The sequence below is a fragment of the Streptomyces sp. NPDC029014 genome (assembly GCF_055564695.1).
The window spans coordinates 1-22,027 of sequence record NZ_JBVHVT010000113.1 but is presented as its reverse complement, the minus strand read 5'-3'; the positions used below and the strand labels follow the sequence as shown (position 1 = coordinate 22,027).

Here is a 22,027-nt window from a genome sequence, read left to right as displayed (position 1 = left end):
GCCTTTTTTCGCCAAAGATCTTTTTTCGGGTGTGTGGGGGGGGGGCCGGTGCACCCCCCCCCGCCGCCACCCGCACCCGCACCCGCACCCGCACCCGCACCGTGGGTGCCCGGTCCCGCGGCCGCGGAGGCGGCGGCGCTCACGCGGCCCGCTCCGGGGCGGGCGCCGCGGCCGGGGCCTCGACGCCGGCCCGAGCGGCGGGGGCGGTGGTGGCGGGCTGCCAGCCGGGGCCGCGGAAGACCCGACCGGCGCGCTCGCGCCAGCTGCGCGCGGCGCGCACGTCGCGGGCGATGGAGGCGTACTCGTGGGTGGCGACGCGCAGCGGGTTGTGGGTGTCGATGTTCTTCGTCAGCCCGAAGACGGGCTTGTCCTCCTCGGGGACCCACGAGCCGAACATCCGGTCCCAGATGATCAGGATCCCGCCGAAGTTGCGGTCCAGGTAGCCGCCCTGGGAGGCGTGGTGGACGCGGTGGTGGGAGGGGGTGTTGAAGACGTACTCGACGGGGCGGGGCAGCTTGCCGATGCGCTCGGTGTGGATCCAGAACTGGTAGAGGAGGTTGACCGAGTAGCAGAAGGCGACGGCCGCCGGGTGCACGCCGAGGGCGATCATCGGCAGGTAGAACGGCCAGGAGGTGGCGCTGGTCCACGGCTGGCGCAGGGCGGTGGTGAGGTTGAACTTCCGGCTGCTGTGGTGGACGACGTGGCAGGCCCACAGGATCCGGATGACGTGGTGCCCGCGGTGCTGCCAGTAGTAGAAGAAGTCCTGGGCGAACAGCATCAGCAGGAAGGTCCACCACAGGAACGGCACCCGCAGCGGGGTCAGTTCGTAGACCGCGGTGTAGATGGCGACGACCGGGATCTTCCACAGGAAGTCGAAGAAGATACTGCCGATGCCCATGGTGAGGCTGGTGACGGCGTCCTTCGTCTCGTACCCGGCGGCATCCTCGTCGGGATGGATCCGGTAGCTCACCACCTCGATCACGGTGAGCAGGACGAAGGCGGGTATGGACCACAGCACGACATCGGGCAGATTTGGCATGGGCGCACCTTAGGGCGAGTTCCGGGGTGCCGCTAGGGGTTGTTACCGATCAGTATCCGATGGGGTTACCCCGGGTACAAGGGGGAGGGCGCGTGACGGGACTCGAAACGGCCGCCTTACGGGCGGCGGGAGCGGCGGCGAGCCGCCTGTGGAGCTCACGGCTCGGGCAGGTGCCCGGCGCAGGCCTCACGGACCGGCCGGTGCGCCCGGTGCCGCACTGGCAGCGGCCGACGGAACTCGGCGGACCGGAGCTGCGCCGGCTCGCCGAGCGGCTCGCGGACCGGCTGGGCGAAGCCGTGTCCCGACTGCCGGAGCACGAACGGCTGGCCGCGCTCGACGCGGTCGCCGACGCCTTCGCCGGAGCGGGCCGGCTCGACACCGACGCCCTCTTCGCGGCGGACCTCGACCCGGCGGAGCTGGCGGCCAAGGTGCCCGTGCCGGCCGCCGCGGGCCTGGGCCCGGCCGCCGAGGCCGCCTGCCGGAACCTGATCCGGCTGGTGTGCGTCCACGCCGCGGAGTACCTGACCACCCTGCCGGGGTTCGGCGCCCGGGCCGATGTGGAACTCGTACGCCGCGCAGGGGAGTTGCAGCGCACGGTGGACCGGCTGGCGGAGCGGGCCGACGGGTCGGACCGGACCGCCGGGGCCGCCCACGCCTTCGAGGAGCGGTACGCGCGGTACGTGGCCGACACCCACGGGCGGGTCCAGTTGTTCGGCCTGACCACCGGCCGGCGGCGGGAGGAATGGCCACTGGACCTCGCGTACATCAGTCTCACCGTGAGCGGCGAGCAGCAGCCGATGCTGCCCGGCGAACCGGGCGTGCACCGGACCACCGTCAAGGCGGAACACGCCCTCGGGGCGGCCGACCGGGTCCTGCTGCGCGGGCCGGCGGGCTCCGGCAAGAGCACCCTGGTCCAGTGGCTGGCACTGGACGCGGCCCGGCGGACCGGCGGCCCCTGGAGCACCTGCGTTCCGTTCGTACTGCGGCTGCGGGCGTTCACCACCGCTGAGAGCCTGCCGCTGCCGGAGGAGTTCCTCAAGGCCTCCGGGGTGCCCCTGTCGGCCCCGCCCGGGTGGGTCGAGGAGCTGATGCTCGGCGGCCGGGCCCTGGTCCTGGTGGACGGCGTGGACGAGGTCCCGCAGCGCCTGCGCAGCCGTACGGAGACCTGGCTGCGCTCCCTCGTCTCCGCCTTCCCGAAGGCGCGGTACGTGGTGACCACCCGCCCCTCGGCGGTCCCCGAGGACTGGCTCGCCGGGCAGGGCTTCGTACCGCACTCGCTGCTGCCGATGGAGCGCGAGGACGTGGCCGCGTTCATCGCGCACTGGCACACGGCGGCCCGCGCCGAGGCCGGCCCCGCCGCGGAGGACTTCGACGCGTACGAGGCCTCCCTGCGGGAAGCGGTCTCCGCCCGCCGGGACCTGGGCAGGCTGGCCACCAGCCCCCTGATGTGCGCCCTGCTGTGCGCCCTGAACCGGGACCGGCGGATGCAGCTGCCGCGGGCCCGCAAGGAGCTGTACGACGCCGCGCTGGACATGCTGCTGGTCCGGCGGGACACGGAGCGGGAGGTCGCCGGGGTCGAGGGGGTCGACCTCACCCGGGACGAACAGATCGTGCTGCTCCAGCGGTTCGCGTACTGGCTGATCCGCAACGGGCAGGTCGAGGCGGGCCGCGACGAGGCCGTCGAGCTGGTGGAGGAATGGCTCGGGGGCATGCCGCAGGTGGGCGAACACGCGGATACGGAGCAGGTGTTCGCGCACCTGCTGATCCGCAGCGGGCTGCTGCGCGAGCCGGTGCGGGGCTCGGTGGACTTCGTCCACCGCACCTTCCAGGACTACCTGGGCGCCAAGGCCGCCGTGGAGTCCAGGGACTTCGGGGTGCTGGTGAAGAACGCGCAGGACGACACCTGGGACGACGTGGTCCGCATGGCCGTGGGCCACGCCCGACCGGACGAACGGATCCGCATCCTGCGGGGGCTGCTGAAGCGCGCGGACAAGGTCAAGGGCGCCCGCAACCGGCTGGTCCTGCTGGCCGCGGCCTGTCTGGAACACGCCCCGGAACTGGACCCGTCCCTCCGCCGCGAGATCCAGTCCCGCACCGCCGAACTGCTCCCGCCGCGCACGCCGGAGCAGGCGGAGGAACTGGCGAAGGCCGGCGAGCTGGTGCTGGAGTTGCTCCCGGGGCCGGGAGGCCTCACCGAGGCGGAGGCGACCACCACGGTCACCACGGCGCAGCTGGTCGGGGGTGAGCGCGCGCTGGAGCTGATCGCTCGGTTCGGGGACGACGCCCGGCACCGGGTGCGGCAGGAGATCGCCTCCGGCTGGCACCGGTGCGACACCCGCAGGTACGCGGAGGTGGTGCTGTCCCGGACGAGGATGGAGGACGTCCAACTGCCGGTGCGGACACCTGCCGAACTGGCCGAACTCGGCAGGCTGCCCGAGGTGGACCGGCTCCACCTCACCTGGGACGGCCCACTCCCGGCCGAGGTCACCGCTCTGCGCGCGTTGAAGAACCTGGTGCTGTACCGGAACGGCCGGCTCACCGACCTGGAACCGCTCACGGTGTTCGAGGAGCTCACCTCCCTGGGGCTGTACCACTGCTACGGAATCACCGGCCTGGGCGCCCTGACGGCACTGCCGTTGGACAGCGTCACGCTGACCTCGCTGCCCGGCGGGCTCGATCTCCGCCCGCTGGCGAAGCTCCCCCTCACCTCGCTCAGCCTGAACTTCGAGCCGGCCGGCCTCCGGCGGGTCGCCGACCTCCCGGCGCCTGCCGGACTGGACTGGCTCGGCCTGTTCGCGGCGATGCGGCACGTCAGCCTGGAAGGTTTGGAGAAGTGGCCCGGTCTCACCGGACTGTCCGTGGCGGGCGGATCACAGTTCGCCCAGTTCTGTCGGCGTCCCGCCTCTGCCGCACTGACCGGCCTGCAGGTGATGGAGGCCGAGGCGGACCTGCAGGCCCTGCTCCCGCACGGCCGGCTGGAGCGGTTCACCCTGGGCTACTGCGAGGTACCCGGCGGGCTGGCCCCCCTCGCCGGGCTCCCCGCGCTGACCCGCCTGGCCCTGTTCGGCAGCGGACGGTACGACCTGAGCCCGCTGGCCCCACTCGACGGCGTCGTGATCGAGATCGGGGGCGGCGTCGAGGTGAGCGGCGTCGAGGCCATCCCGCCGGAACGGCTGGTGCACCTGCACTGAGCAGCCCGGCGGGAGCCGTTCGTCACCAGACCCGGACCGAGCCCCCGCGGGCGAAGGCCGGGCTGGTGGCGTCCGGCGGGGGCTCCGGCAGGGGCTCGGCGACCTCCGCGACCGTCGGCCCGTGCTTCGCCGCGAGCGCGTCCAGCAGGACCGGGTCGAAGCCGTAGACGCGGGCCGCGTTGCCACCGACCATCGCCGCGACCTCCTCCCGCGGCAGGCCCGCGTACGCGATGCGCAGGCCTTCGCGGGAGTACGGCGTGGTGCCCTCGTCGTGGGGGTAGTCGCAGCCCCACATGATCTTGTCGAGGCCGATCCGGTGGCGCAGCGGCACCTCGTGCGGGCGCATGAAGCTGGCGCCGACGAAGCAGTTGTCCCGCCAGACCTCGCTCGGGCCCCTCCCCATGGCCTCGGCGAGACCCGCGCCGAACTTCGACTCCGCGGTCGCGGCCCGGGCGGCGGCGTTCACCAGTCGGCCGTGGTAGTAGTCCAGCATGTCGAGCACGCCCGGGATCCAGCCGGAGCCCTGCTCGGTCAGGACCAGCTTCAGGCCGGGGTGGCGGCGGAAGGCCCCGCCGAAGACCAGATGCCACAGGGCGCGGTGCGAGAACCAGGTGGTCTCCACCATGAACACCGCGCGGGCGGCCGGTTCGTCCCCCAGCGGCGGCGAGGCGGAGCCTCCGTGGTGGTTGACGGGCACGTCCAGCTCGTCGCAGACCGCCCAGATCGGGTCGTAGGCCTGCGCGTACAGCTCCGGGACGCCGCTGCCGGGCGGGGCTCCGGGGAGCAGGATGCCGCCGGTCAGGCCGGCCTCCTTCGTGCGGCGGACCTCCCGTACCGCCTCGTCGACGTCGTTCAGCAGGATCTGCGCCACGCCCGCGCGGCGGCCGGGTGCCTGCGCGCAGAAGTCGGCGAGCCAGCGGTTGTGCGCGCGCAGGCCGGCCCAGCGCTGTTCGAACTCGGCCCGGGTCGGGGCCGGGGCCATCAGGGAGGCGCTGGGGAAGAACGGCGGGATGGTGTTGGGGAAGACCACTTCGGCGACGATGCCGTCGGCCTCCAGGTCGGCCAGCCGCCGGTCGGAGTTCCAGTTGCGGTCGGCGGTGTCGGCGAGGAGGTCCTCGTACGGGTTGACGTAGCCGGCGGCCCAGGCGTCGAAGTCGTCGTGGTGGCGCTTCTCCAGGTACGGCTTGTAGTCGAGGAGGTCGGCGCCCGCGTGGCAGTCCGCGGAGATCACCGTGTAGCGGTCCTGCGTCACGGCGCCACCCCCAGGACGGGGAAGTCGCCGCCGGTCAGCCAGTGCCGGCCGGTCTCGCGGGAGCGGGCCCAGGACGCCTCGACCGCGGCCTGGTCCGCGGGCTGGCCGAGGTCCGCCGGGGTGGGGCCGATGCGGCGGGCGATCGGGGCGAGTTTCGCCGTGTCGAAGCCGAAGGCCTCGGCGGCGGCCAGGCCCAGCATCCGGCGGGTCTCTGCGACGGGGATGTCGTGGAAGGTGTCGCGGAGCCACTGCCGGGTGGCGGGCCAGGTGCCTTCGGGGTGCGGGAAGTCGGAGCCCCACAGGATGTTGTCCACGCCGATCTCGTACCGCTGGGCGAGTTCGCGCCGCTTGGTGTTGGTCGCGCAGATGAACACCTGCCGGTCCAGGTACTCGCTGGGCGGCCGCTTCAGCTCGGCGAACGGGGAGAGCTTCTTGCCGCCGTGGGCGCCGAGGTAGAGCCGGTCCATGAACCACAGCTGGTTGGGCAGCCACCAGCAGCCGGCCTCGGCGATGCCGAACCTGAGCCCCGGGTGCCGTTCGAAGACCCCGGACCAGAGCAGGAACCACAGCGGGCGGGCGGGCCACCAGGTGACTTCGGAGACGTAGATCCCGAGGTGGTCGCCGTACTCGTGGCGGGGCGCGGCCCCGGAGTGGGTGACGACCGGCATGCCGGTCGCGGCGGCGGCCGCCCAGACCGGGTCGTAGCGGCGGTCGTGGTACGGGGCCCTGTCGACCCACATGGAGGGGATCATCAGGGCGCCCAGGCCGGACTCCTTGGCCCGGTGGATCTCCGCGACGACCTGGTCGGGTTCGCCGGTGACGGGCAGCAGGGCCACCCCGCAGTGGCGTTCGGGGTGCTCGGAGACGAACTCGGCGAGCCAGCGGTTGTGCGCCCGGGCCCCGGCCATGCCGAGCTCGGGGTCCTGGTCGCCGGAGAGTCCGAGGCCCACGCCGAAGGGGGCGGCGGTCTGGCTGTCCACGGCGTCGGCGTCGGGGAAGACGACCTCGGCGGCCACGCCGTCGCCGTCGAGTTCCTTGAGCCGCTGGGCGGTGTCCCAGCCGCCCTTGAGGCCCTCCTCGTGGTCGTGGAACCACTTGGCTGCGAAGGCCTCGTTGCGGATGCCGAGGCGGGTGGCCTCCTCGCGGCGGGCGTCGCGCTGATCGAGGAACTCGTCGAACGCGCGGTGGAAACGGGGGTCGAGGTAGGGGCGGTACCGCTCGGTGGGCAGTCCGGCGTGGCAGTCGGAGGAGATGATCAGGTACGGGTCGTCGTACGCGCTGTCGCTGGCACGGTCGCTCAACGGTGGCTCCTCAGTCGAGGATGAAGCTCTCCAGGTAGGCGGGGTTGGCGCGGTCGAGCATGGACTGCGACCGGGCGCGGATCTGGCGGTCGCTGTGTTCGCTCGGCGGCAGCATCCAGAAGCGGTCGGCGCGGATCCCGTCGACGACGTGGGCGGCGACCTCCTCGACGGGGGTGAACCGCACCTCGTGGCCGGCGTCCCGCATGGCGCTCTCGTACTGGTCGAGGGTGCGGTACGGGGTCCTGCGCGGGCGCTGCTTGGCGTACCGCTCGGGGCGGTTGCGGTGGGACTCCCACAGTCCGGTGCGGAGCATGTGCGGTCCGGGGAAGAGGACGGAAGCGCCGACGGGTGCGCCCTCGGCCTTGAGGTGGGCGTAGAGGGACTCGGTCATGGTGACCACGGCCGCCTTGGTGACGGCGTAGACGGAGGCGGTGGGCAGGGGGGCGATGCCGCCGTCGCCGGAGGAGGTGTTGACGACGTGGCCGGGGTGACCGTCGGCGATCATGCGCGGGACGAAGGCCTGGATCCCGTGGAAGACGCCCCACACGTTGACGGAGAAGGCCCACTGCCAGTCGGCGGGTTCGTGCTCCCACATCCGGCCCTCGGCGCCGGAGCCGACGCCGGCGTTGTTGCAGAGCACGTGGACGGCGCCGAAGGTCTCGTACGCGGTGTCGGCGAGGGCGAGGACGGCGTCGCGGTCGCCGACGTCGACGCGGACGGGGAGCACCTCGGCACCCTCCGCGGTGAGCTCGCCGGCGGCCTTGTGCAGGGCGGTCTCCTCCACGTCGCCGAGGACGACCCGGAGGCCCTCGGCGGCGAAGCGGCGGGCCATGGCGAGTCCGATGCCGCTGGCGGCTCCGGTGACGACGGCGGTCTGGCCGGCTTCGAGCCGCATCTCACGCGCTCCCCTCGGGCGGGCCGTCGAAGGCCTGCTGGGGGTCGTCGTAGCGCTGGTGGAGGTAGGGCAGGAGGGCCTGGGCGCTGACCCGCTCGACGGCGCGGCCCTGCTGGTCGGTGGTCTTCTCGCCGATGGTGATCTCGACGGCGCGGCGGACGACGAGGTCGGCGACGGGGTCGAACATCGACTCGCGCAGGACGATGTCACCGGTGACGTGCTCCAGCTTGCGGACCTTCTCGTTGCGCGTGCAGTGGACGAGCACCGGGTCGTCCTCGAAGCCCGCGCCGTCCACCGCCGGCAGGAACTTGAAGTAGAAGTCGGTCCTGCGGGCCGGTGCGGGCGGCGGGAGCTCCCGGTCGACCGCCCCGCGCACCTCCACGAAGGCGATGCCGTGCCGGGCGAGCGAGGCCCGGACGACGAGCCCGTCGCGCTCGACGGTGACCTCCCCCAGCTTCTTCGGCTCGCCGAAGACCTCGCGGCCGCCGGTCAGCGCGCGCTCGTGGGTCATGGGCATCACCAGCGGGTACCAGCCGTCGACCCCGCCGTGCCGGGCGGCGACCGCCACCGACCCGGCGCCCAGCGGGTAGCCGGGCAGGTCGACCCGGCTGACGGTGGCCCGGACCAGGGGCCGTTCGGCGGGCTTCAGCGGGGGCGGCAGGACCGCCGCCACCACGTCGGGGTCGGTCTCCCAGACGGCCACCACACCGGTGGACCAGATGTCGGGGAGGCTGGAGCTCCTCGCACGCGAGGCCGCGATCTGGGCCTCGGTGCGCGCTCCGTACCGTACGCGTGCCATGGTTCGCACCACCCTTCTGGGGTCCCCCCGGACGAGTCCGGGGGGAGGTTCTGTAACACAGTTACACCGACCCCGATGAAGGGTAAAGACCCCCGCACACAGCGGAACTGACGGTGCAACAGGTTTTCGACGGATTGGCGGCGACCGCCCATGGCCAGGTCCGCGCTCACCCGCGACGAGGTGCTCCGGACGGCCGCCCGCCTGGTCAGGCAGCACGGGCCGGCCGCCCTGACCATGCGCCGGCTCGCCGCCGAGCTGGGCACGGCGGTGACCTCCATCTACTGGCACGTCGGCAACCGCGAGTCCCTCCTCGACGCACTCGTCGAGCTCACCGTGCGCCAGATGGGCGCGATCCGGCCGGTCGGCCGCACCCCCACCGAGCGGGTCGTCTCCGTGGCCCTGGCCCTGCGCCGCGAGCTGCGGGCGCACCCGCACCTGATCGCGATGGTGCACGAGCGGGGGCTCACCGAGCGGATGTTCCTGCCCGCCCAGCAGGCGCTGGTCCGCGAGGTGCACGCGGCGGGGCTGCGCGGGGTGCGGGCGGCGGACGCGGTCCGGGCCGTCCAGTTCCAGGTGGTGGGCTTCGTCCTGGTCGAGCGGAACCGGGAGCGCTCCCCCGCCCAGTCCCCGGCCGAGGGAGATCTGTGGGACCTTCAGGCCACCGGCGACCCGGCCCTGTCCCGGGCACTGGCCCGCCCCGCCGACCCGGAGCGGCTGTTCCTGCTCTCCGTACGCGCCCTGGTGACCGCACTGCTGGGGCCCGGCGGGAGCGGACCGGGCTCCCCGCCGCGGCCGGAATCCGACCCCGGCGGGGAACGGGCTGTCGGTGCGGGCCCGTATCCTCTGTGACCATGCTCGACGACCGTACGACCGCAGAGACGACCTGGCCGACCGCGTACCCCACGGGGTACGCGGTCGTCGACGTGGAGACCACCGGGCTCGCACGCGACGACCGGATAGTCTCCGCGGCCGTCTACCGGCTCGACGCGCAGGGCAACGTGGAGGACCACTGGTACACCCTGGTCAACCCGCAGCGGGATCCGGGCCCGGTCTGGATCCACGGTCTGACCAGCGAAATGCTCCAGGACGCGCCCCTGTTCAAGGACGTCGCCGAGGAGTTCGCCGAGCGCCTCGACGGCCGGGTGCTGGTCGCCCACAACGCCATGTTCGACTGGCAGATGATCGCCCGGGAGTACGCGCGGGCCGCCGGGACCGCGCCGGTCCGTCAGCGGCTGTGCACCATCGCCCTGTCGAAGGAGCTGGCCCTCCCCCTGCCCAACCACAAGCTGGAGTCGCTCGCCGCGCACTTCGGCGTGGTCCAGCAGCGCGCCCACCACGCCCTGGACGACGCCCGCGTGCTGGCGGAGGCGTTCCGCCCGTCGCTGCACGCCGCCGCGCAGGGCGGGGTGCGGCTGCCGCTGCTGGAGTGCCGGCCGCTGACGGAGTGGTCGGACTCCCCCGCCACCGCGCGGATCGGCCACCAGGCCTCGTACCGCGGCAGCAGCTGGCGGCCCTCGCGCAAGCGTCCGCCGTGCCCGCACCCCAACCCGGGGCGCTACACGGACGGCGAGCCGCTGAAGCAGGGCATGCGGGTCGCCTTCTCGGGCGACACCTCGGTCGACCGCGAGCTGTTGGAGGACCGGGCGGTCGATGCGGGCCTGCACGTCGCGACGAGTGTGTCGAGGCTCACGAGCCTGCTCGTGACGAACGACCCCGACTCGGCGACCTCGAAGACCGTCAAGGCGAAGGCCTACGGAACGCCCGTGGTCGACGAGGCGGCCTTCACCCAGCTGCTGCGGGACGTGGCTGCGGCAGACGGGTGAGCGTCGGGCGACTCGCCCGGCGCCCGCTTCCCCGGCCCGCCCCGCGGTCCCACCCTGTGGCGCATGGCACGTTGTGAGGTCTGCGGAAACGATTACGGCATGTCCTTCGAGGTGCACGCGCAGGGCGCCGTGCACGTCTTCGACTGCTTCTCCTGCGCCATCCACCGCATGGCGCCGATCTGCGAGCACTGCCGGGTACAGATCATCGGGCAGGGCGTGGAGGTGCAGGGCCAGTGGTACTGCGGCGCCCACTGCGCCCGCGCCGAGGGAAAGGCGGGCATCGTCGACCGCGTGTGACGCACGCCCCTCCCACCCCCTGTCGCCCCGTCGGCTCCCCTCCCGCTCCCCCGCCCCACCTTTCCCCCGGCATTCCCCCGACCTTCCCTCCGACCCGCTCCCGACCCCGGACGGCCACCCGGCTGCCGGGGTCCTCGCGGCTGGGGGTACCGTCGTGGGCGTGTACCGCTTTGTGCTGACCCGGCAGTGGGTGACCCTCACCCTCTTCGCCCTCGTCCTCATCCCCGTGATGATCAAGCTGGGGTTCTGGCAGTACCACCGCCACGAGCACCGGGTCGCCCAGAACGAGCTGATCGCGACCAACCTGACCGCGAAGCCGGTGCCCGTCACCGAGCTGACCTCACCCGGACACCTGGTCCCGCGGTCCGACTACTGGCGGGCGATCACCGCCACCGGGACGTACGACACCGCGCACGAGGTGGTCGTCCGGATGCGCACCTCCAACAACGACAAGATCGGCTTCCACGTCGTGACCCCGCTCGTGCTGGCCGACGGCCGGGTGCTGCTGGTCAACCGCGGCTGGGTGGCGGGCGGCGACGACCCGCGCGCCTACCCGCCGGTGCCGGCCGCGCCCTCCGGCGAGGTGACGGTCACGGGCCGGCTGAAGGCCGACGAGACCAGCCGCGGCAGCGGCATCAAGGACCGCAAGGGGCTGCCGGACCGCCAGGTCATGCTGATCAACAGCGAGCAGCAGGCGGCGTCCCTCGGCCGGCCCGTCCTCGGCGGCTACCTGGAACTCACCTCCCCGGCCCCGGCGGACGGCGCGCCCGAGCCGGTCGCCGAGCCCGACCACGACTCGATCGGCGCGCACATGGCGTACGCGGTGCAGTGGTGGCTGTTCGCGGCCTCGGTGCCGGTGGGCTGGCTGGTCCTCGTACGGCGGGAGAAGCGCGACCGGGAGGCCGCGGCGGCCGCCGCCGACGCCCCCGGGCGGGAGCCGGCTCCGACGGTGTGACGCGGACCGCAGCACGCGCAGCCCGTTACGGTGCGGGCCTGCACGGCGTAGGTTGTCGGACATGGATCTTGGACTGAAGGACCGTGTCTACATCGTCACCGGCGCCACCCGCGGCCTGGGCTTCGCCTCCGCGCGCGAACTCGCCGCGGACGGCGCCCGCGTCGTGGTCTCGGGCCGGGACGAGGAGCGGGCCGCCGCGGCCGCGGCGTCGCTCGGCCCGAACGCGCTGGGGGTCGTGGCCGACAACGCCGACCCGGAGGCCGCCGGCCGGCTCATCGCAACCGCGAAGGAGCGGTTCGGCCGCTTCGACGGCATCCTCGTCAGCGTCGGCGGCCCCGCGCCCGGCTCGGCGGCCGCGACCACCGACGCGCAGTGGGCGCAGGCGTTCGACGCGGTGTTCCTGGGCGCGGTGCGCCTGGCCCGGGCGGCGGCGGCCGAACTGGGCGAGGGCGGGGTCATCGGGTTCGTCCTGTCGGGCTCGGTCCACGAGCCGATCCCCGGCCTGACCATCTCGAACGGCCTGCGGCCCGGGCTGGCCGGGTTCGCCAAGTCCCTGTCGGTGGAGCTCGGGCCGCGGGGCATCCGGGTGGTCGGGCTGCTGCCGGCCCGGATCGACACGGACCGGGTGCGGGAGCTGGACGAGCTGTCGGGCGATGTGCGGGCGGCCCGCGCGGCCAGCGAGGCCCACATCCCGCTGGGCCGCTACGGCACCCCCGAGGAGTTCGGCCGGACCGCGGCGTTCCTGCTGTCGCCGGCGGCCTCGTACCTGACGGGTGTGATGCTGCCGGTCGACGGCGGCTTCCGGCACGGCTTCTGACGGGCCGCCCCGCCGTGCCCCGGCCGGCGGGGGTCCACGGGGCCGTCAGGTGACGCGGCTGGCACGGTGCCTGGGCACGCGGAGCCGGGCCTCGGCCGGGAGCCCGGCCAGCCCCGCCGAGGTGCGGGCGTGGCCGAGCACCGGCCCGGCCAGCGCGGCCAGCGCATCGGCCGGGACGGCGTACGGCTCCAGTTCCAGGGCCAGCCGCAGGCTCGGCGCGCCGCGACGGCCGCGCAGTGCGACCCGGCAGCGGGCGACCCCGGCCAGGGCGCCGGCCTCCGCGGCCACCGCCTCCTCCAGCGCGCGGCCCCGGAGCACGGCGAACTCCCCGTCACCGGTGTCGACCACGACGGCCGGCAACCGCGGGCGGCGCAGTTGGGCCAGCAGCCACCACAGGGCGAGCAGCACGCACAGTGCCAGGCCGGCGGCGACGGCCCACCACCACCAGCCCCCGGCCTGCCAGTGCTCGTGCCGGGTCCGTGCCGCGAGCAGCGGGGCGTGGCGGCCTCCGAGCGGCGGCGCCGCCAGCAGTCCCGCGCCGGCGGCGAGGAGGACGAGCCCCACCAGGCCGAGCAGGATCCGGTTGACCGTCCGGAGCACGGGGCTCACCTCTTCCCTTCGGCGGCCCGGGTGACCCGTACCCGCGGCTGCGGCGGGTGGGCGAGGCCCAGTTCGCCGATGCCGACGGTGAGTACGGCCTCCAGGTCCGCCCGTACGTCGTCCAGTTCGCGGAAGTGCGAGGCGGCCCGCACGGCGACCCGGGTGCGGCCCACCCGCACCCGCGCGGACCGCACCCCGGACACCTCCAAGGCCCGGTCCCGCAGCACCAGTGCGGCGTCCTTCCGGCCGAGCCCGGCCCGGATGCCGGCGCCGTCCCCCTCGCCGGGGGGCAGCATCGGCAGGACGCCGCGCAGCCCGGGGGTGAGGGCCAGCACCAGCAGCACCACCCCGGCCACGGCGAGGACCCCGGCGGCGACGAGCACCTCCGGGTCGGCGGGCGTGTACTCGGCCAGCCGGGCGGCGAGGGCGCGGCGCCACTGCATGCCGGGCCGGCCGGCCCGTACGGCGGCGAGGTCGTAGAGGAACAGGCCCGCCGCCCCGAGCAGGACGAGCGCGGTCAGCGCGGCCGGGACCCGCCGGGCCGACCAGAACCGGCCGGCGTGGGGCGGGCGGCCCGGGGCGTGGTCGCCGCGGCGGCGGCCGCCGCGCCCGCGCGGACCCTTCCCGCTGCCCGTCCCGCGCGCGCCCGCCCCGCGGCCGGCCGTTGCCGGATCCGCCGGTACCGCCTCCGCCGGTTCGGGGGCCGCCCGTTCGGGATCCGCCGGTTCGGGGGCCGTCACCGCAGTTTCCGGTCCCGCACGGCGGCACTGCGGAGGGGCGCGGAGTGCAGGTGCTCGATGTCGATGTCGACCTCCGGTACGGCCATGCCGGCGCAGTCCTCGACGCGCCGCACCACCTGTCGGCGCACGGCCGCGCAGCTCTCGGCGAGGTCGGACGGGTAGTCGAGCTCCAGGCTCACCCGGACCCGCGCGATGTCGTGGTGCACGGTCACGGTGGCGTGCGGCGCGGCCGCACCCCCCGGCCCGGCGCCCCTGGGCGGCCCGCCCGACCGTGCGGCCAGCGCCTCCCGGGCCGCCTGGGCCGCGATCTTGGCCACGACCCGGTCGGCGATGTGGGTGGCTCCCCGCTCGGCGGGCGGCACCCGGGCCGGCGTGGACCGCGCCCCGCCGGCCGGTGGCGTGCCGACCGGGACCGGGCCGATCTGCGGGCCGCCCATCGGCGGAGTGTCCTTCGCCGGTGTGCTCATCGGCGGCTCACCTTCACCTGCCACGGTCGCGCGGGCGGAAGAAGTCGCCGGGCTCCAGGTCCCCGTCCAGGAACCGGCCGACGATGAAGCCGACCGCACCGAGCGCCGCGACCAGCAGGAACGCGCCGAAACCTCCGAAGTAGCCGGCGAACGCCAGGGCCATGCCGGCGAAGAGGCCGACGACCGCCATCCTCATGCGGGCTCCCTCACTGGAGTCGGGGCTCCGGTTGCTCCTCGTCCGGCTCGTCGGGCAGTTTGACGTCGCTGACCGCGATGTTGACCTCGACGACCTCCAGGCCCGTCATCCGCTCGACGGACGAGATCACGTTCAGCCGGACGGCGCGGGCCACGTCCCGGATGGACACCCCGTAGTCGACGACGATCTCCAGGTCGAGGGCCGTCTGCACCTCGCCCACCTCGGCCTTCACCCCACGGGTGACGGACGATTTGGCCCCGCCCGGGACCCGGTCGCGGACGGCCCCGAAGGTCCGGGACAGTCCGCTGCCGCTGCCCATGGCGTGGACGCCCTCGACCTCTCGGGCGGCGAGTCCGGCGATCTTCTCGACCACGCCGTCGGAGATGGTCGTACGGCCGCGGTCGGCGGGGTCGCGTGCGGCGCCCCCGGAAGCGGATTCGGTCATCGCGTGTCCCTTCGCGCGGATGGAATCACTCGCACCACCACGGTAAGCGCGCGGACGCCGCGGCGCCCCGGGACTACGCCGGTCGGCCCGGCCGGACCCGCCCACCGGCGTACGGGACCGGTGGGCATGGCCCGGCGGAACGTGAAGGGGGCCCGGCCCCGGGCCCGGCCGTCAGTCGGAGAGTCCGGCCAGGTCGCGCAGGCGGCGGGCCTGGGCGGCGCGCTCGGCGGCGCGCTGGTCGTCGTACGCGCGGGACGGGGCACCGCGCAGCAGCGCCTTGGTCTCGATCACCGCGTCCCGCGGCGGGGCCAGCAGCGCCGAGGTGAGGTCCTGGACGGCGGCGTCGAGTTCGTCCGCGGGGACGACGAGGTTGGCGAGGCCGATCCGCTCGGCCTCCTCGGCATGCACGAAGCGGCCCGTCGCACAGATCTCGAGCGCGCGGGCGTAGCCGACGATGGAGGTCAGCGGCTGGGTGCCCGCCAGGTCGGGGACCAGTCCGAGGCTGGTCTCGCGCATGGCGAACTGGACGTCGTCGGCGACGACGCGGAGGTCGCACCCGAGGGCCAGCTGGAAGCCCGCACCGATCGCGTGTCCCTGTACGGCGGCGACGGAGACGATGTCATTGCGGCGCCACCAGGTGAAGGCCTCCTGGTACTCGGCGATGGTGGAATCGAGCAGTTCGTCCGAACCGCGCGCCAGATCGAGGAAGGAGGGCTCACCCTCGAAGCCCTCGGGGGTGAACGCCTGCCGGTCGAGTCCGGCGGAGAAGGACTTGCCCTCGCCGCGCAGCACCACGACCCGGACGGTGCCCGGCAGCGACCGTCCGGCCTCCGTCAACGCCCGCCAGAGCGCGGGGGACTGAGCGTTTCGCTTGGCCGGATTGGTCAGTGTCACCGTGGCGACCGCGTCGTCCACGGTGAGCCGTACGCCATCCTTGTCGAGCAGAGCCATCTGGTGCCTCCGGTGGTGTGCAGTCGGCCGCAGTCTCGGCCCAAGTGACTGCACAGTAACCACCCGGTCGACCGGTCGGTCGACCGGGGGTCACCGAAGGAACCGCGGTTCAGGCAGGCAAGCGTTGGTCCTTCCCGGCCCCGGGCCTGACGGCCGGGGCCGGGATCAGATCGAAGTCGCCTTCTTGCCGCGTGTCGCGCCACCGCGACCGCGCAGCACGACTCCGGACTCGCTGAGCATCCGGTGGACGAATCCGTAGGACCGGCCGGTTTCCTCGGCCAGTGCACGGATACTCGCACCGGAGTCGTACTTCTTCTTCAGGTCTGCCGCGAGCTTGTCGCGCGCGGCGCCGGTCACCCGGCTGCCCTTCTTCAGAGTCTCGGCCACCCGTGCCTCCTCATGGGAAGTGCGCTCTGGACTTCTCATGATCACCCCTCCCCGGCTTCCTGGCCACCCATTCAGCAAGGTCGGTACGACGGCATTTCCCGAGGCATGGACACACAAGCGGAACGGAATCTCCGCTTCCGCTGCATGACGTCCGTCACATTTCTCCGCCCGCGCAAGGAATCACCAGGTCAGACGGTGGAAACCGAAAAAACACGGCCCCGGGGCGCCTTCACGAGAAAGCGCGGCCGGGGCCGTCGTACAGAGCGCAGCGGTACGAGACCGTCTCACTCAGATGATGGAGAACGTCTGAGCCGAATGATCCATAAGGAACTGGATCAACCCGTCGGGCGGTCACCGGGCGCCGCGGGGCGGCCGCCCGGCGACGCCGCCCGAGGCGTCAGGCGAGGGCGACGAGGTCCCGGTAGTCCGGGCCCCACATGTCCTCGACGCCGTCCGGGAGCAGGATGATCCGCTCCGGCTCCAGGGCGTCGACCGCGCCCTCGTCGTGCGTGACGAGGATGACGGCGCCCTTGTAGGTGCGCAGCGCCCCGAGGATCTCCTCGCGGCTGGCCGGGTCGAGGTTGTTGGTGGGCTCGTCGAGGAGCAGCACGTTCGCCGAGGAGACGACCAGCGTCGCGAGCGCGAGGCGGGTCTTCTCTCCGCCGGAGAGGACGCCCGCGGGCTTGTCCACGTCGTCGCCGGAGAACAGGAAGGAGCCGAGCGTCTTGCGGACGTCCACCAGGTCCATGTCGGGCGCGGCGGAGCGCATGTTCTCCAGGACGCTGCGGTCCGGGTCCAGGGTCTCGTGCTCCTGGGCGTAATAGCCGAGCTTGAGGCCGTGGCCGGGGGTGACGGCACCGGTGTCCGGTGCCTCGGTGCCCGACAGCAGGCGCAGCAGGGTGGTCTTGCCGGCACCGTTGAGGCCGAGGATGACGACCCGGGAGCCCTTGTCGATGGCCAGGTCGACGTCGGTGAAGATCTCCAGCGAGCCGTACGACTTCGACAGGCCCTCGGCGGTGAGCGGCGTCTTGCCGCAGGGCGCGGGCTCGGGGAAGCGCAGCTTGGCGACCTTGTCCTGGGCGCGCACGGCCTCCAAGCCGGCCAGCAGCCGGTCGGCGCGCTTGGCCATGTTCTGCGCGGCGACGGTCTTGGTGGCCTTGGCGCGCATCTTGTCGGCCTGCGCGTTGAGGGCCGCGGCCTTCTTCTCGGCGTTCTGGCGCTCGCGCTTGCGGCGCTTCTCGTCGGCCTCGCGCTGCTGCTGGTAGAGCTTCCAGCCCATGTTGTAGACGTCGATGACCGAGCGGTTGGCGTCGAGGTAGAAGACCTTGTTGACCACCGTCTCGACGAGGTCGACGTCGTGGGAGATCACGATGAAGCCGCCGCGGTAGGTCTTGAGGTAGTCCCGCAGCCAGATGATCGAGTCGGCGTCGAGGTGGTTCGTGGGCTCGTCGAGGAGCAGGGTGTCGGCGTCCGAGAAGAGGATCCGGGCGAGCTCGACGCGGCGGCGCTGACCGCCGGAGAGGGTGTGCAGCGGCTGGCCGAGGACCCGGTCGGGCAGGCCGAGGGCGGCCGAGATGGTGGCGGCCTCGGACTCGGCGGCGTAGCCGCCCTTGGTGAGGAACTCGGTCTCCTGGCGCTCGTACTGGCGCAGGGCCTTCTCCCGGGTGGCGCCGGAGCCGTTGGCGATGCGGTCCTCGTTGGCGCGCATCTTCTTGATCAGCACGTCGAGGCCGCGGGCGGACAGGATCCGGTCGCGGGCGAGGACGTCGAGGTCGCCCGTACGCGGGTCCTGCGGCAGGTAGCCGACCTCGCCCGAACGGGCGATGGCGCCGGCGGCGGGCTGTCCTTCGCCGGCGAGGCACTTGGTGAGGGTGGTCTTGCCCGCTCCGTTGCGGCCGACCAGGCCGATGCGGTCGCCCTTGGCGACACGGAAGGAGGCGGACTCGATGAGGATGCGGGCGCCGGCGCGCAGCTCGATGCCGGTAGCGGTGATCAAGGAAATGCTCCAGGGCGGTGGGAACGGCGGAAGGGGGCGGGGGCGAGCTTCGACGCCGCTAATCCGCGAGGAGATTTGCCATGGGATTCATTCTACCGGGGGTGCGCAACCTGTTTACGGGCGCAGGCGCCGCGCGGGGGCGTGGGGCCGGGCGGTGCAGGCCGGGGCGCGCGCCGGGAGGGGCCCGGCGACACTCGCCGCAGGGTGGGCACACGGAACCGCGGGCGGTGCGCCACGTGCAGTTCGACGATGACGCCGACCTGGACACCTCCCAGGTCAAGGACGTGCGCGGCAGCCGCGTCCCGGGCCAGACGCGAACGCACGGCAGGACTGCCGGCTGGTCGCGGTGCCCCTTCTCCTGCACGCCGGGCAGGCCGCAGGACGGGCGGCAGGGCGCGGACAGCAGCGCCGTGCGGGTCGAGCTCCAGGCCGACTGCTACGCCGGGGTGGGCGCGCAACGCGACGCGGACCCCGAACGCCGCCACGGGCCGACCGCTGATCACCAGCCTGACCGGCCAGGACATCGCGGACGCCCTGGCCGCGGCGGCCGCGGTCGGCGACGACCGGATCCCACAGCAGGTCCAGGGCCGGGGTGACGCCGGAGGCCTGGACGCACGGCTCGTCGGTGCAGCGCCGGCAGTGGTTCCGCCAGGGGTACGGACCGGTGACCCGGCCCGCTGCAATACCTTCCGGTGACCGCCGTCCGGTTGTGGTGACCGCCTTCCGGCCGCCGTCGGTGCCGACTGCCATGCTGTTGCGCAGGTCACGTTCACGTTCACGAGCACACGCACGAGCCGACAAGGGGTGATCGTCATGGCCGGACAGCCGTCCGTCTTTCCCGCTCTCGTCTACCGCGACGCGAAGGCCGCGATCCGGCAGCTGACGGAGGCGTTCGGGTTCACCCGGGTCGCGGTGTACGAGGGCGAGGACGGCACGGTGAGACACGCCGAGCTCTCGTACGGCCCGGGTGCGGTCATGCTCGGCAGCAGGGGGACGGGCAGCGTCTTCGACGCGGCGATGGCGGACGCGGGCCCGACCGGCATCTACGTCGTGGTCGACGACGTGGACGCGCACCACCGGCGGGCCGTCGAGCACGGGGCGGAGATCCTGATGGAGCCCACCGACCAGGACTACGGCTCTCGGGACTACACGGTCCGGGACGTCGAGGGCAACGTCTGGAGCTTCGGGACGTACGCGCCGCAGCTCTGACGCCCTCGGCGCGTCCCTCCTACCGCCCCGGCCGGTCCGCCGTCCGACCGCCGTCCGATCGCCGCCCGGCCGGTCCGCCGCCCGGTCAGGCCCCGCCGGTGTGGACCTGGAAGGCGGCCCGGCGGACCGCTTTGGCCAGGGCCGGGTCCGGGTGTGCGGCGGCCAGCGCGACCAGGACCTGCACGGTGCGCGGGTGGCCGACCGCGCGGACCTCGTCCAGCAGCCGCGGGACCGTGGTCCGGACGGCCGAGTCGAGGTGGCGGGCCAGCAGGTCGGCCTCGCCGTGGTCGGCGATGGCGGCCGCGGTGTCCACCCAGAGCCAGGTCGACTCCTCGGGGGTGAGGACGTCCGGGGCCTCCTCGGGGTCGATCCCGTCGTGCTCGGCGAGCCAGAGCAGGGCGTACGGCCGCAGGGCGGGCTCGCGGGCGGCGGCGCGGACCTCGGGCTCGGCGGGGGCGCCGACGACGCGGAGGGCCTCGAAGGCGAGGCCGCGCAGCAGGGCGTCGTCACCGCGGGCGGCGCCCAGCAGTTCGCCGACGGCGTGGCCGACGGGCCGGGCGGCGAGCCAGGCCCGGTACTCGGCGCGGGCCGGGCCGGGGGTGAGGCCGGCGCAGCCGTGCAGCATGGCGGCGGCGGACTGCTCGATGTTCCCGGCGGGGCTCTGTGCGGCCACGCAGATCTGCTCCAGCTTGACCCAGACGGCCCAGCTGCCGAGCGGGGTCAGCGAGGCCTGCGCCGGGCCGAGGGTGACGGCGTCCACGGCGGCGAGGCCGCCGAGCGCCCAGCGCAGCAGCCGGGAGAGCGGGACGTGGGCCGCCGGGACGCCGGCCCCCGGGGCCCCGGGGGCCACCGCGACGGCGGCCGGGGCCCCGGGGGTCGGTTCCGGTGCCTCGTCCGGGGCGGTCCCGTCGGACGTTCCCCCGCGCGCGGAGGTGTCGTACGGCACCTCGCACCGCTCGTCGCGGAGTTCGGCGACGCGCTGGCCGAGCAGGTCCATCAGGTCCGGGACGGTGACGGGGCCGGCGGACAGCTGGAGCAGCGAGAGCAGCTGGGGCATCGCCTCGACGACCTCGGCGACGGCGGCGGGGGCGATGTCGGCGGGCGCGGGGTGCACCAGCGACCAGGCGTCGAACAGGGCGACCCAGCCGCGCAGGACGGCGCTGTCGTCGCTGTCCCAGGCCCGCAGTCGCCAGCCCGGCCGGGCGTGGCCGCCGTGCACCTCGACGAGCCCGGCGAGTCGGGCCCGGTCCCAGCCGGCCCGGATCTGCCCGTGCGTCAGGCCGAGTTCTTCGGAGGCCCCTTCGACGTCCGCCGCGGGCAGGGCTCCGGCCCGGGCGGGCCGTCGTCCGTCGCCCGCCCCGAGGTTGCGTTCGGCCCAGCGGGCGAGCCGCACGGCGTCGGCGAGCGAGGCCCGGGCCCGGGCGGCGAGTTCGGCCGTGGCGGGGGTGCCCGCCGGGGGCCTGGAGGCCGACCGCGTGCGTCGGTCCGTCACCGCCTTGCGGGCTGCTGCGACGGAGCGCGGGGAGACGAGTCGGAGTCTGGAGTCGCGAACCAACTGCTCATCAGGCTTTCGGGACGTCACGGAAAGAAGTCTCGCCCGTCACCGGCCGAAAGCCCAAACGGAACCGGCCGTCATCGCAGCTCAACGAATGAATATTTCAGACAAATCACCACCTCTGCCCCTGTGTGCACACGGGCTTCACATCAGGGGGGTGAGGAAGCGGCGCAGGGCTTCCTCGTACCCGTGCGGGTCGGCGTTCCACATCGCCCCGTGCGGGGCGTCCATGACGGTCCGCAGCGTGACGAGGTCGGGCCGGGCCTGGGCGAGCCGGCGGGAGGGCTCCCAGGGGGCGAGGGTGTCGCCGGGTCCATGGAAGATCAGTACGGGGACGCGCAGCTCGCCCGGGTCCTCCCCGGGCCGCTGGTGGCCGGCCCGCAGTCCGGCGCGGCCCTCGGCGGCGCGCACGGCGAAGGGCACCAGGGCGGCCGGGGTGTGCCGCGCGGTGACGAGCGCGCGCAGGGTGGCGTGCCAGTCGAGCACCGGCGAGTCGAGGACGAGGCCGGCGATGCGGTCGGCGAGGGCGGAGCGCTCGGCGGCGTGCAGGGCCATGGCGGCGCCGGTGGACCAGCCGTGCAGGACGACGCGGCGGGCGCCGTAGCGCAGGGCGTAGCGGATGGCGGCGTCCACGTCGCGCCACTCCGATTCACCGAGGTGGCCGAGGCCGTCCGGGGAGGCGGGGGCACCGGCGTCGCCACGGTAGGAGAGGGCGAGGACGGGCAGCCGGAGGCGGTGCAGCAGGGGCATGACCACCATCGGGTGCTCGCGGCCGGCGCCGAGCCCGTGGACGGCGATGACCCAGGTGCCGCGGGTGGCGGGCACGAACCAGGCGGGCAGGGCGCCGAGCTCCCCGGGGACGTCCACGTCGGCGTACTCCAGCCCGAGGGCGCTGCCCGGGTCGCCCGCGTGGACCTGGGGGGTGAGGGCGACGCGGGTGCCGGGGGCGAGGCTGCCGTGGGTGACGGCCAGGAGTCGGCGGACGACGGTGTCGGGGTCGTGGGGGGGGGGGGGGGGGGGAGAAAACACAACCCCCCCCCCCCCCCCCCCCCCCACACCGCCCGCGGCACGAAGGAAAAAAGACAAAAAAAAAGGGCGAGCGACGCAGACCC

General features: G+C 73.9%; 22 protein-coding genes and 1 pseudogene. 8 read left to right on the top strand and 15 right to left on the bottom strand.

Features of this window, described 5'->3' with window-relative positions; all coding sequences use genetic code 11:
• Window positions 1–139 precede the first annotated feature (139 nt).
• The gene (locus tag ACZ4VL_RS36845) at window positions 140–1,039 is read right to left on the bottom strand and encodes a sterol desaturase family protein (protein ID WP_468209198.1); all 900 of its coding nucleotides are present in this window, start codon (window positions 1,037–1,039) and stop codon (window positions 140–142) included.
• A gap of 92 nt (window positions 1,040–1,131) precedes the next feature.
• Here ACZ4VL_RS36845 and ACZ4VL_RS36840 point away from each other — a divergent pair, with 92 nt between their 5' ends.
• Window positions 1,132–4,230 carry an NACHT domain-containing protein gene (locus ACZ4VL_RS36840; protein WP_468209195.1) on the top strand — a complete coding sequence of 1,033 codons (3,099 nt, stop codon included), beginning with the start codon at window positions 1,132–1,134 and terminating at the stop codon, window positions 4,228–4,230.
• Window positions 4,231–4,252: 22 nt separating this feature from the next.
• Here ACZ4VL_RS36840 and ACZ4VL_RS36835 read toward each other — a convergent pair whose 3' ends face one another.
• The 4 genes from ACZ4VL_RS36835 to ACZ4VL_RS36820 are packed head-to-tail and all read right to left on the bottom strand — an operon-like array spanning window position 4,253 to window position 8,477.
• Window positions 4,253–5,482, bottom strand: coding sequence for an amidohydrolase family protein (locus ACZ4VL_RS36835; protein WP_468209192.1), 1,230 nt, complete (start codon window positions 5,480–5,482; stop codon window positions 4,253–4,255).
• Window positions 5,479–6,783, bottom strand: a complete 1,305-nt coding sequence (locus ACZ4VL_RS36830; protein WP_468209189.1) for an amidohydrolase family protein — start codon at window positions 6,781–6,783, stop codon at window positions 5,479–5,481. The genes ACZ4VL_RS36835 and ACZ4VL_RS36830 overlap by 4 nt, the downstream gene beginning before the upstream one ends.
• A 10-nt stretch (window positions 6,784–6,793) precedes the next feature.
• The gene (locus ACZ4VL_RS36825; protein ID WP_468209186.1) at window positions 6,794–7,678 is read right to left on the bottom strand and encodes an SDR family NAD(P)-dependent oxidoreductase; all 885 of its coding nucleotides are present in this window, start codon (window positions 7,676–7,678) and stop codon (window positions 6,794–6,796) included.
• Between the two features lies 1 nt (window position 7,679).
• Entirely contained in the window at window positions 7,680–8,477 is a 798-nt protein-coding gene (locus ACZ4VL_RS36820) for an acetoacetate decarboxylase family protein (protein ID WP_468209184.1), read from the bottom strand.
• Window positions 8,478–8,627: 150 nt separating this feature from the next.
• Here ACZ4VL_RS36820 and ACZ4VL_RS36815 point away from each other — a divergent pair, with 150 nt between their 5' ends.
• The 5 genes from ACZ4VL_RS36815 to ACZ4VL_RS36795 all read left to right on the top strand — a co-directional run bounded on the left by ACZ4VL_RS36815 (window position 8,628) and on the right by ACZ4VL_RS36795 (window position 12,369).
• A complete protein-coding gene (locus ACZ4VL_RS36815; protein WP_468209182.1) occupies window positions 8,628–9,326 on the top strand; it encodes a TetR/AcrR family transcriptional regulator in 699 nt (232 codons plus the stop codon).
• A 2-nt stretch (window positions 9,327–9,328) separates the two neighbouring features.
• Complete coding sequence (locus ACZ4VL_RS36810; RefSeq protein ID WP_468209179.1) at window positions 9,329–10,300, top strand: DEDDh family exonuclease; 972 nt, start codon at window positions 9,329–9,331, stop codon at window positions 10,298–10,300.
• Window positions 10,301–10,363: 63 nt separating this feature from the next.
• The gene (locus tag ACZ4VL_RS36805; protein WP_361087638.1) at window positions 10,364–10,597 is read left to right on the top strand and encodes a hypothetical protein; all 234 of its coding nucleotides are present in this window, start codon (window positions 10,364–10,366) and stop codon (window positions 10,595–10,597) included.
• A 160-nt stretch (window positions 10,598–10,757) separates the two neighbouring features.
• Complete coding sequence (locus ACZ4VL_RS36800; RefSeq protein WP_468209176.1) at window positions 10,758–11,552, top strand: SURF1 family cytochrome oxidase biogenesis protein; 795 nt, start codon at window positions 10,758–10,760, stop codon at window positions 11,550–11,552.
• 61 nt (window positions 11,553–11,613) lie between these two features.
• Window positions 11,614–12,369, top strand: coding sequence for an SDR family oxidoreductase (locus ACZ4VL_RS36795; protein ID WP_468209173.1), 756 nt, complete (start codon window positions 11,614–11,616; stop codon window positions 12,367–12,369).
• Window positions 12,370–12,414: 45 nt separating this feature from the next.
• On the opposite strand, the gene amaP is transcribed toward ACZ4VL_RS36795, so the two are convergent.
• The 8 genes from amaP to ACZ4VL_RS36755 form a co-directional block, all read right to left on the bottom strand.
• Window positions 12,415–12,978, bottom strand: a complete 564-nt coding sequence (gene amaP, locus ACZ4VL_RS36790) for an alkaline shock response membrane anchor protein AmaP (protein ID WP_468209171.1) — start codon at window positions 12,976–12,978, stop codon at window positions 12,415–12,417.
• A complete protein-coding gene (locus tag ACZ4VL_RS36785; RefSeq protein ID WP_468209168.1) occupies window positions 12,975–13,709 on the bottom strand; it encodes a DUF6286 domain-containing protein in 735 nt (244 codons plus the stop codon). The genes amaP and ACZ4VL_RS36785 overlap by 4 nt, the downstream gene beginning before the upstream one ends.
• Window positions 13,706–14,176: a hypothetical protein gene (locus tag ACZ4VL_RS36780; protein WP_468209166.1), complete on the bottom strand. Its 471-nt coding sequence runs from the start codon at window positions 14,174–14,176 to the stop codon at window positions 13,706–13,708. Before ACZ4VL_RS36780 ends, ACZ4VL_RS36785 begins: the two co-directional genes overlap by 4 nt.
• Window positions 14,177–14,189: 13 nt before the next feature.
• Window positions 14,190–14,372: a hypothetical protein gene (locus ACZ4VL_RS36775; protein ID WP_468209164.1), complete on the bottom strand. Its 183-nt coding sequence runs from the start codon at window positions 14,370–14,372 to the stop codon at window positions 14,190–14,192.
• Between the two features lie 10 nt (window positions 14,373–14,382).
• Window positions 14,383–14,817, bottom strand: coding sequence for an Asp23/Gls24 family envelope stress response protein (locus tag ACZ4VL_RS36770; protein WP_468209161.1), 435 nt, complete (start codon window positions 14,815–14,817; stop codon window positions 14,383–14,385).
• Window positions 14,818–14,988: 171 nt separating this feature from the next.
• On the bottom strand, window positions 14,989–15,768 hold the full coding sequence (locus tag ACZ4VL_RS36765; RefSeq protein ID WP_468209158.1) for an enoyl-CoA hydratase/isomerase family protein: 780 nt from the start codon (window positions 15,766–15,768) through the stop codon (window positions 14,989–14,991).
• A gap of 165 nt (window positions 15,769–15,933) precedes the next feature.
• Window positions 15,934–16,155, bottom strand: coding sequence for a helix-turn-helix domain-containing protein (locus ACZ4VL_RS36760; RefSeq protein ID WP_361087662.1), 222 nt, complete (start codon window positions 16,153–16,155; stop codon window positions 15,934–15,936).
• A 397-nt stretch (window positions 16,156–16,552) separates the two neighbouring features.
• Window positions 16,553–18,151 carry an ABC-F family ATP-binding cassette domain-containing protein gene (locus ACZ4VL_RS36755; RefSeq protein WP_468209155.1) on the bottom strand — a complete coding sequence of 533 codons (1,599 nt, stop codon included), beginning with the start codon at window positions 18,149–18,151 and terminating at the stop codon, window positions 16,553–16,555.
• Between the two features lie 362 nt (window positions 18,152–18,513).
• Between ACZ4VL_RS36755 and ACZ4VL_RS36750 the strand changes: the two are divergent.
• Window positions 18,514–18,847 (top strand): annotated as a pseudogene (locus tag ACZ4VL_RS36750) (neutral zinc metallopeptidase); the annotation flags it as partial.
• A gap of 117 nt (window positions 18,848–18,964) precedes the next feature.
• The gene (locus tag ACZ4VL_RS36745) at window positions 18,965–19,360 is read left to right on the top strand and encodes a VOC family protein (RefSeq protein WP_468209153.1); all 396 of its coding nucleotides are present in this window, start codon (window positions 18,965–18,967) and stop codon (window positions 19,358–19,360) included.
• Between the two features lie 85 nt (window positions 19,361–19,445).
• On the opposite strand, the gene ACZ4VL_RS36740 is transcribed toward ACZ4VL_RS36745, so the two are convergent.
• A complete protein-coding gene (locus tag ACZ4VL_RS36740) occupies window positions 19,446–20,942 on the bottom strand; it encodes a hypothetical protein (protein ID WP_468209151.1) in 1,497 nt (498 codons plus the stop codon).
• Window positions 20,943–21,059: 117 nt separating this feature from the next.
• The coding region (locus ACZ4VL_RS36735) for an alpha/beta hydrolase (protein ID WP_468209148.1) at window positions 21,060–22,027 on the bottom strand (968 nt) is incomplete at its 5' end.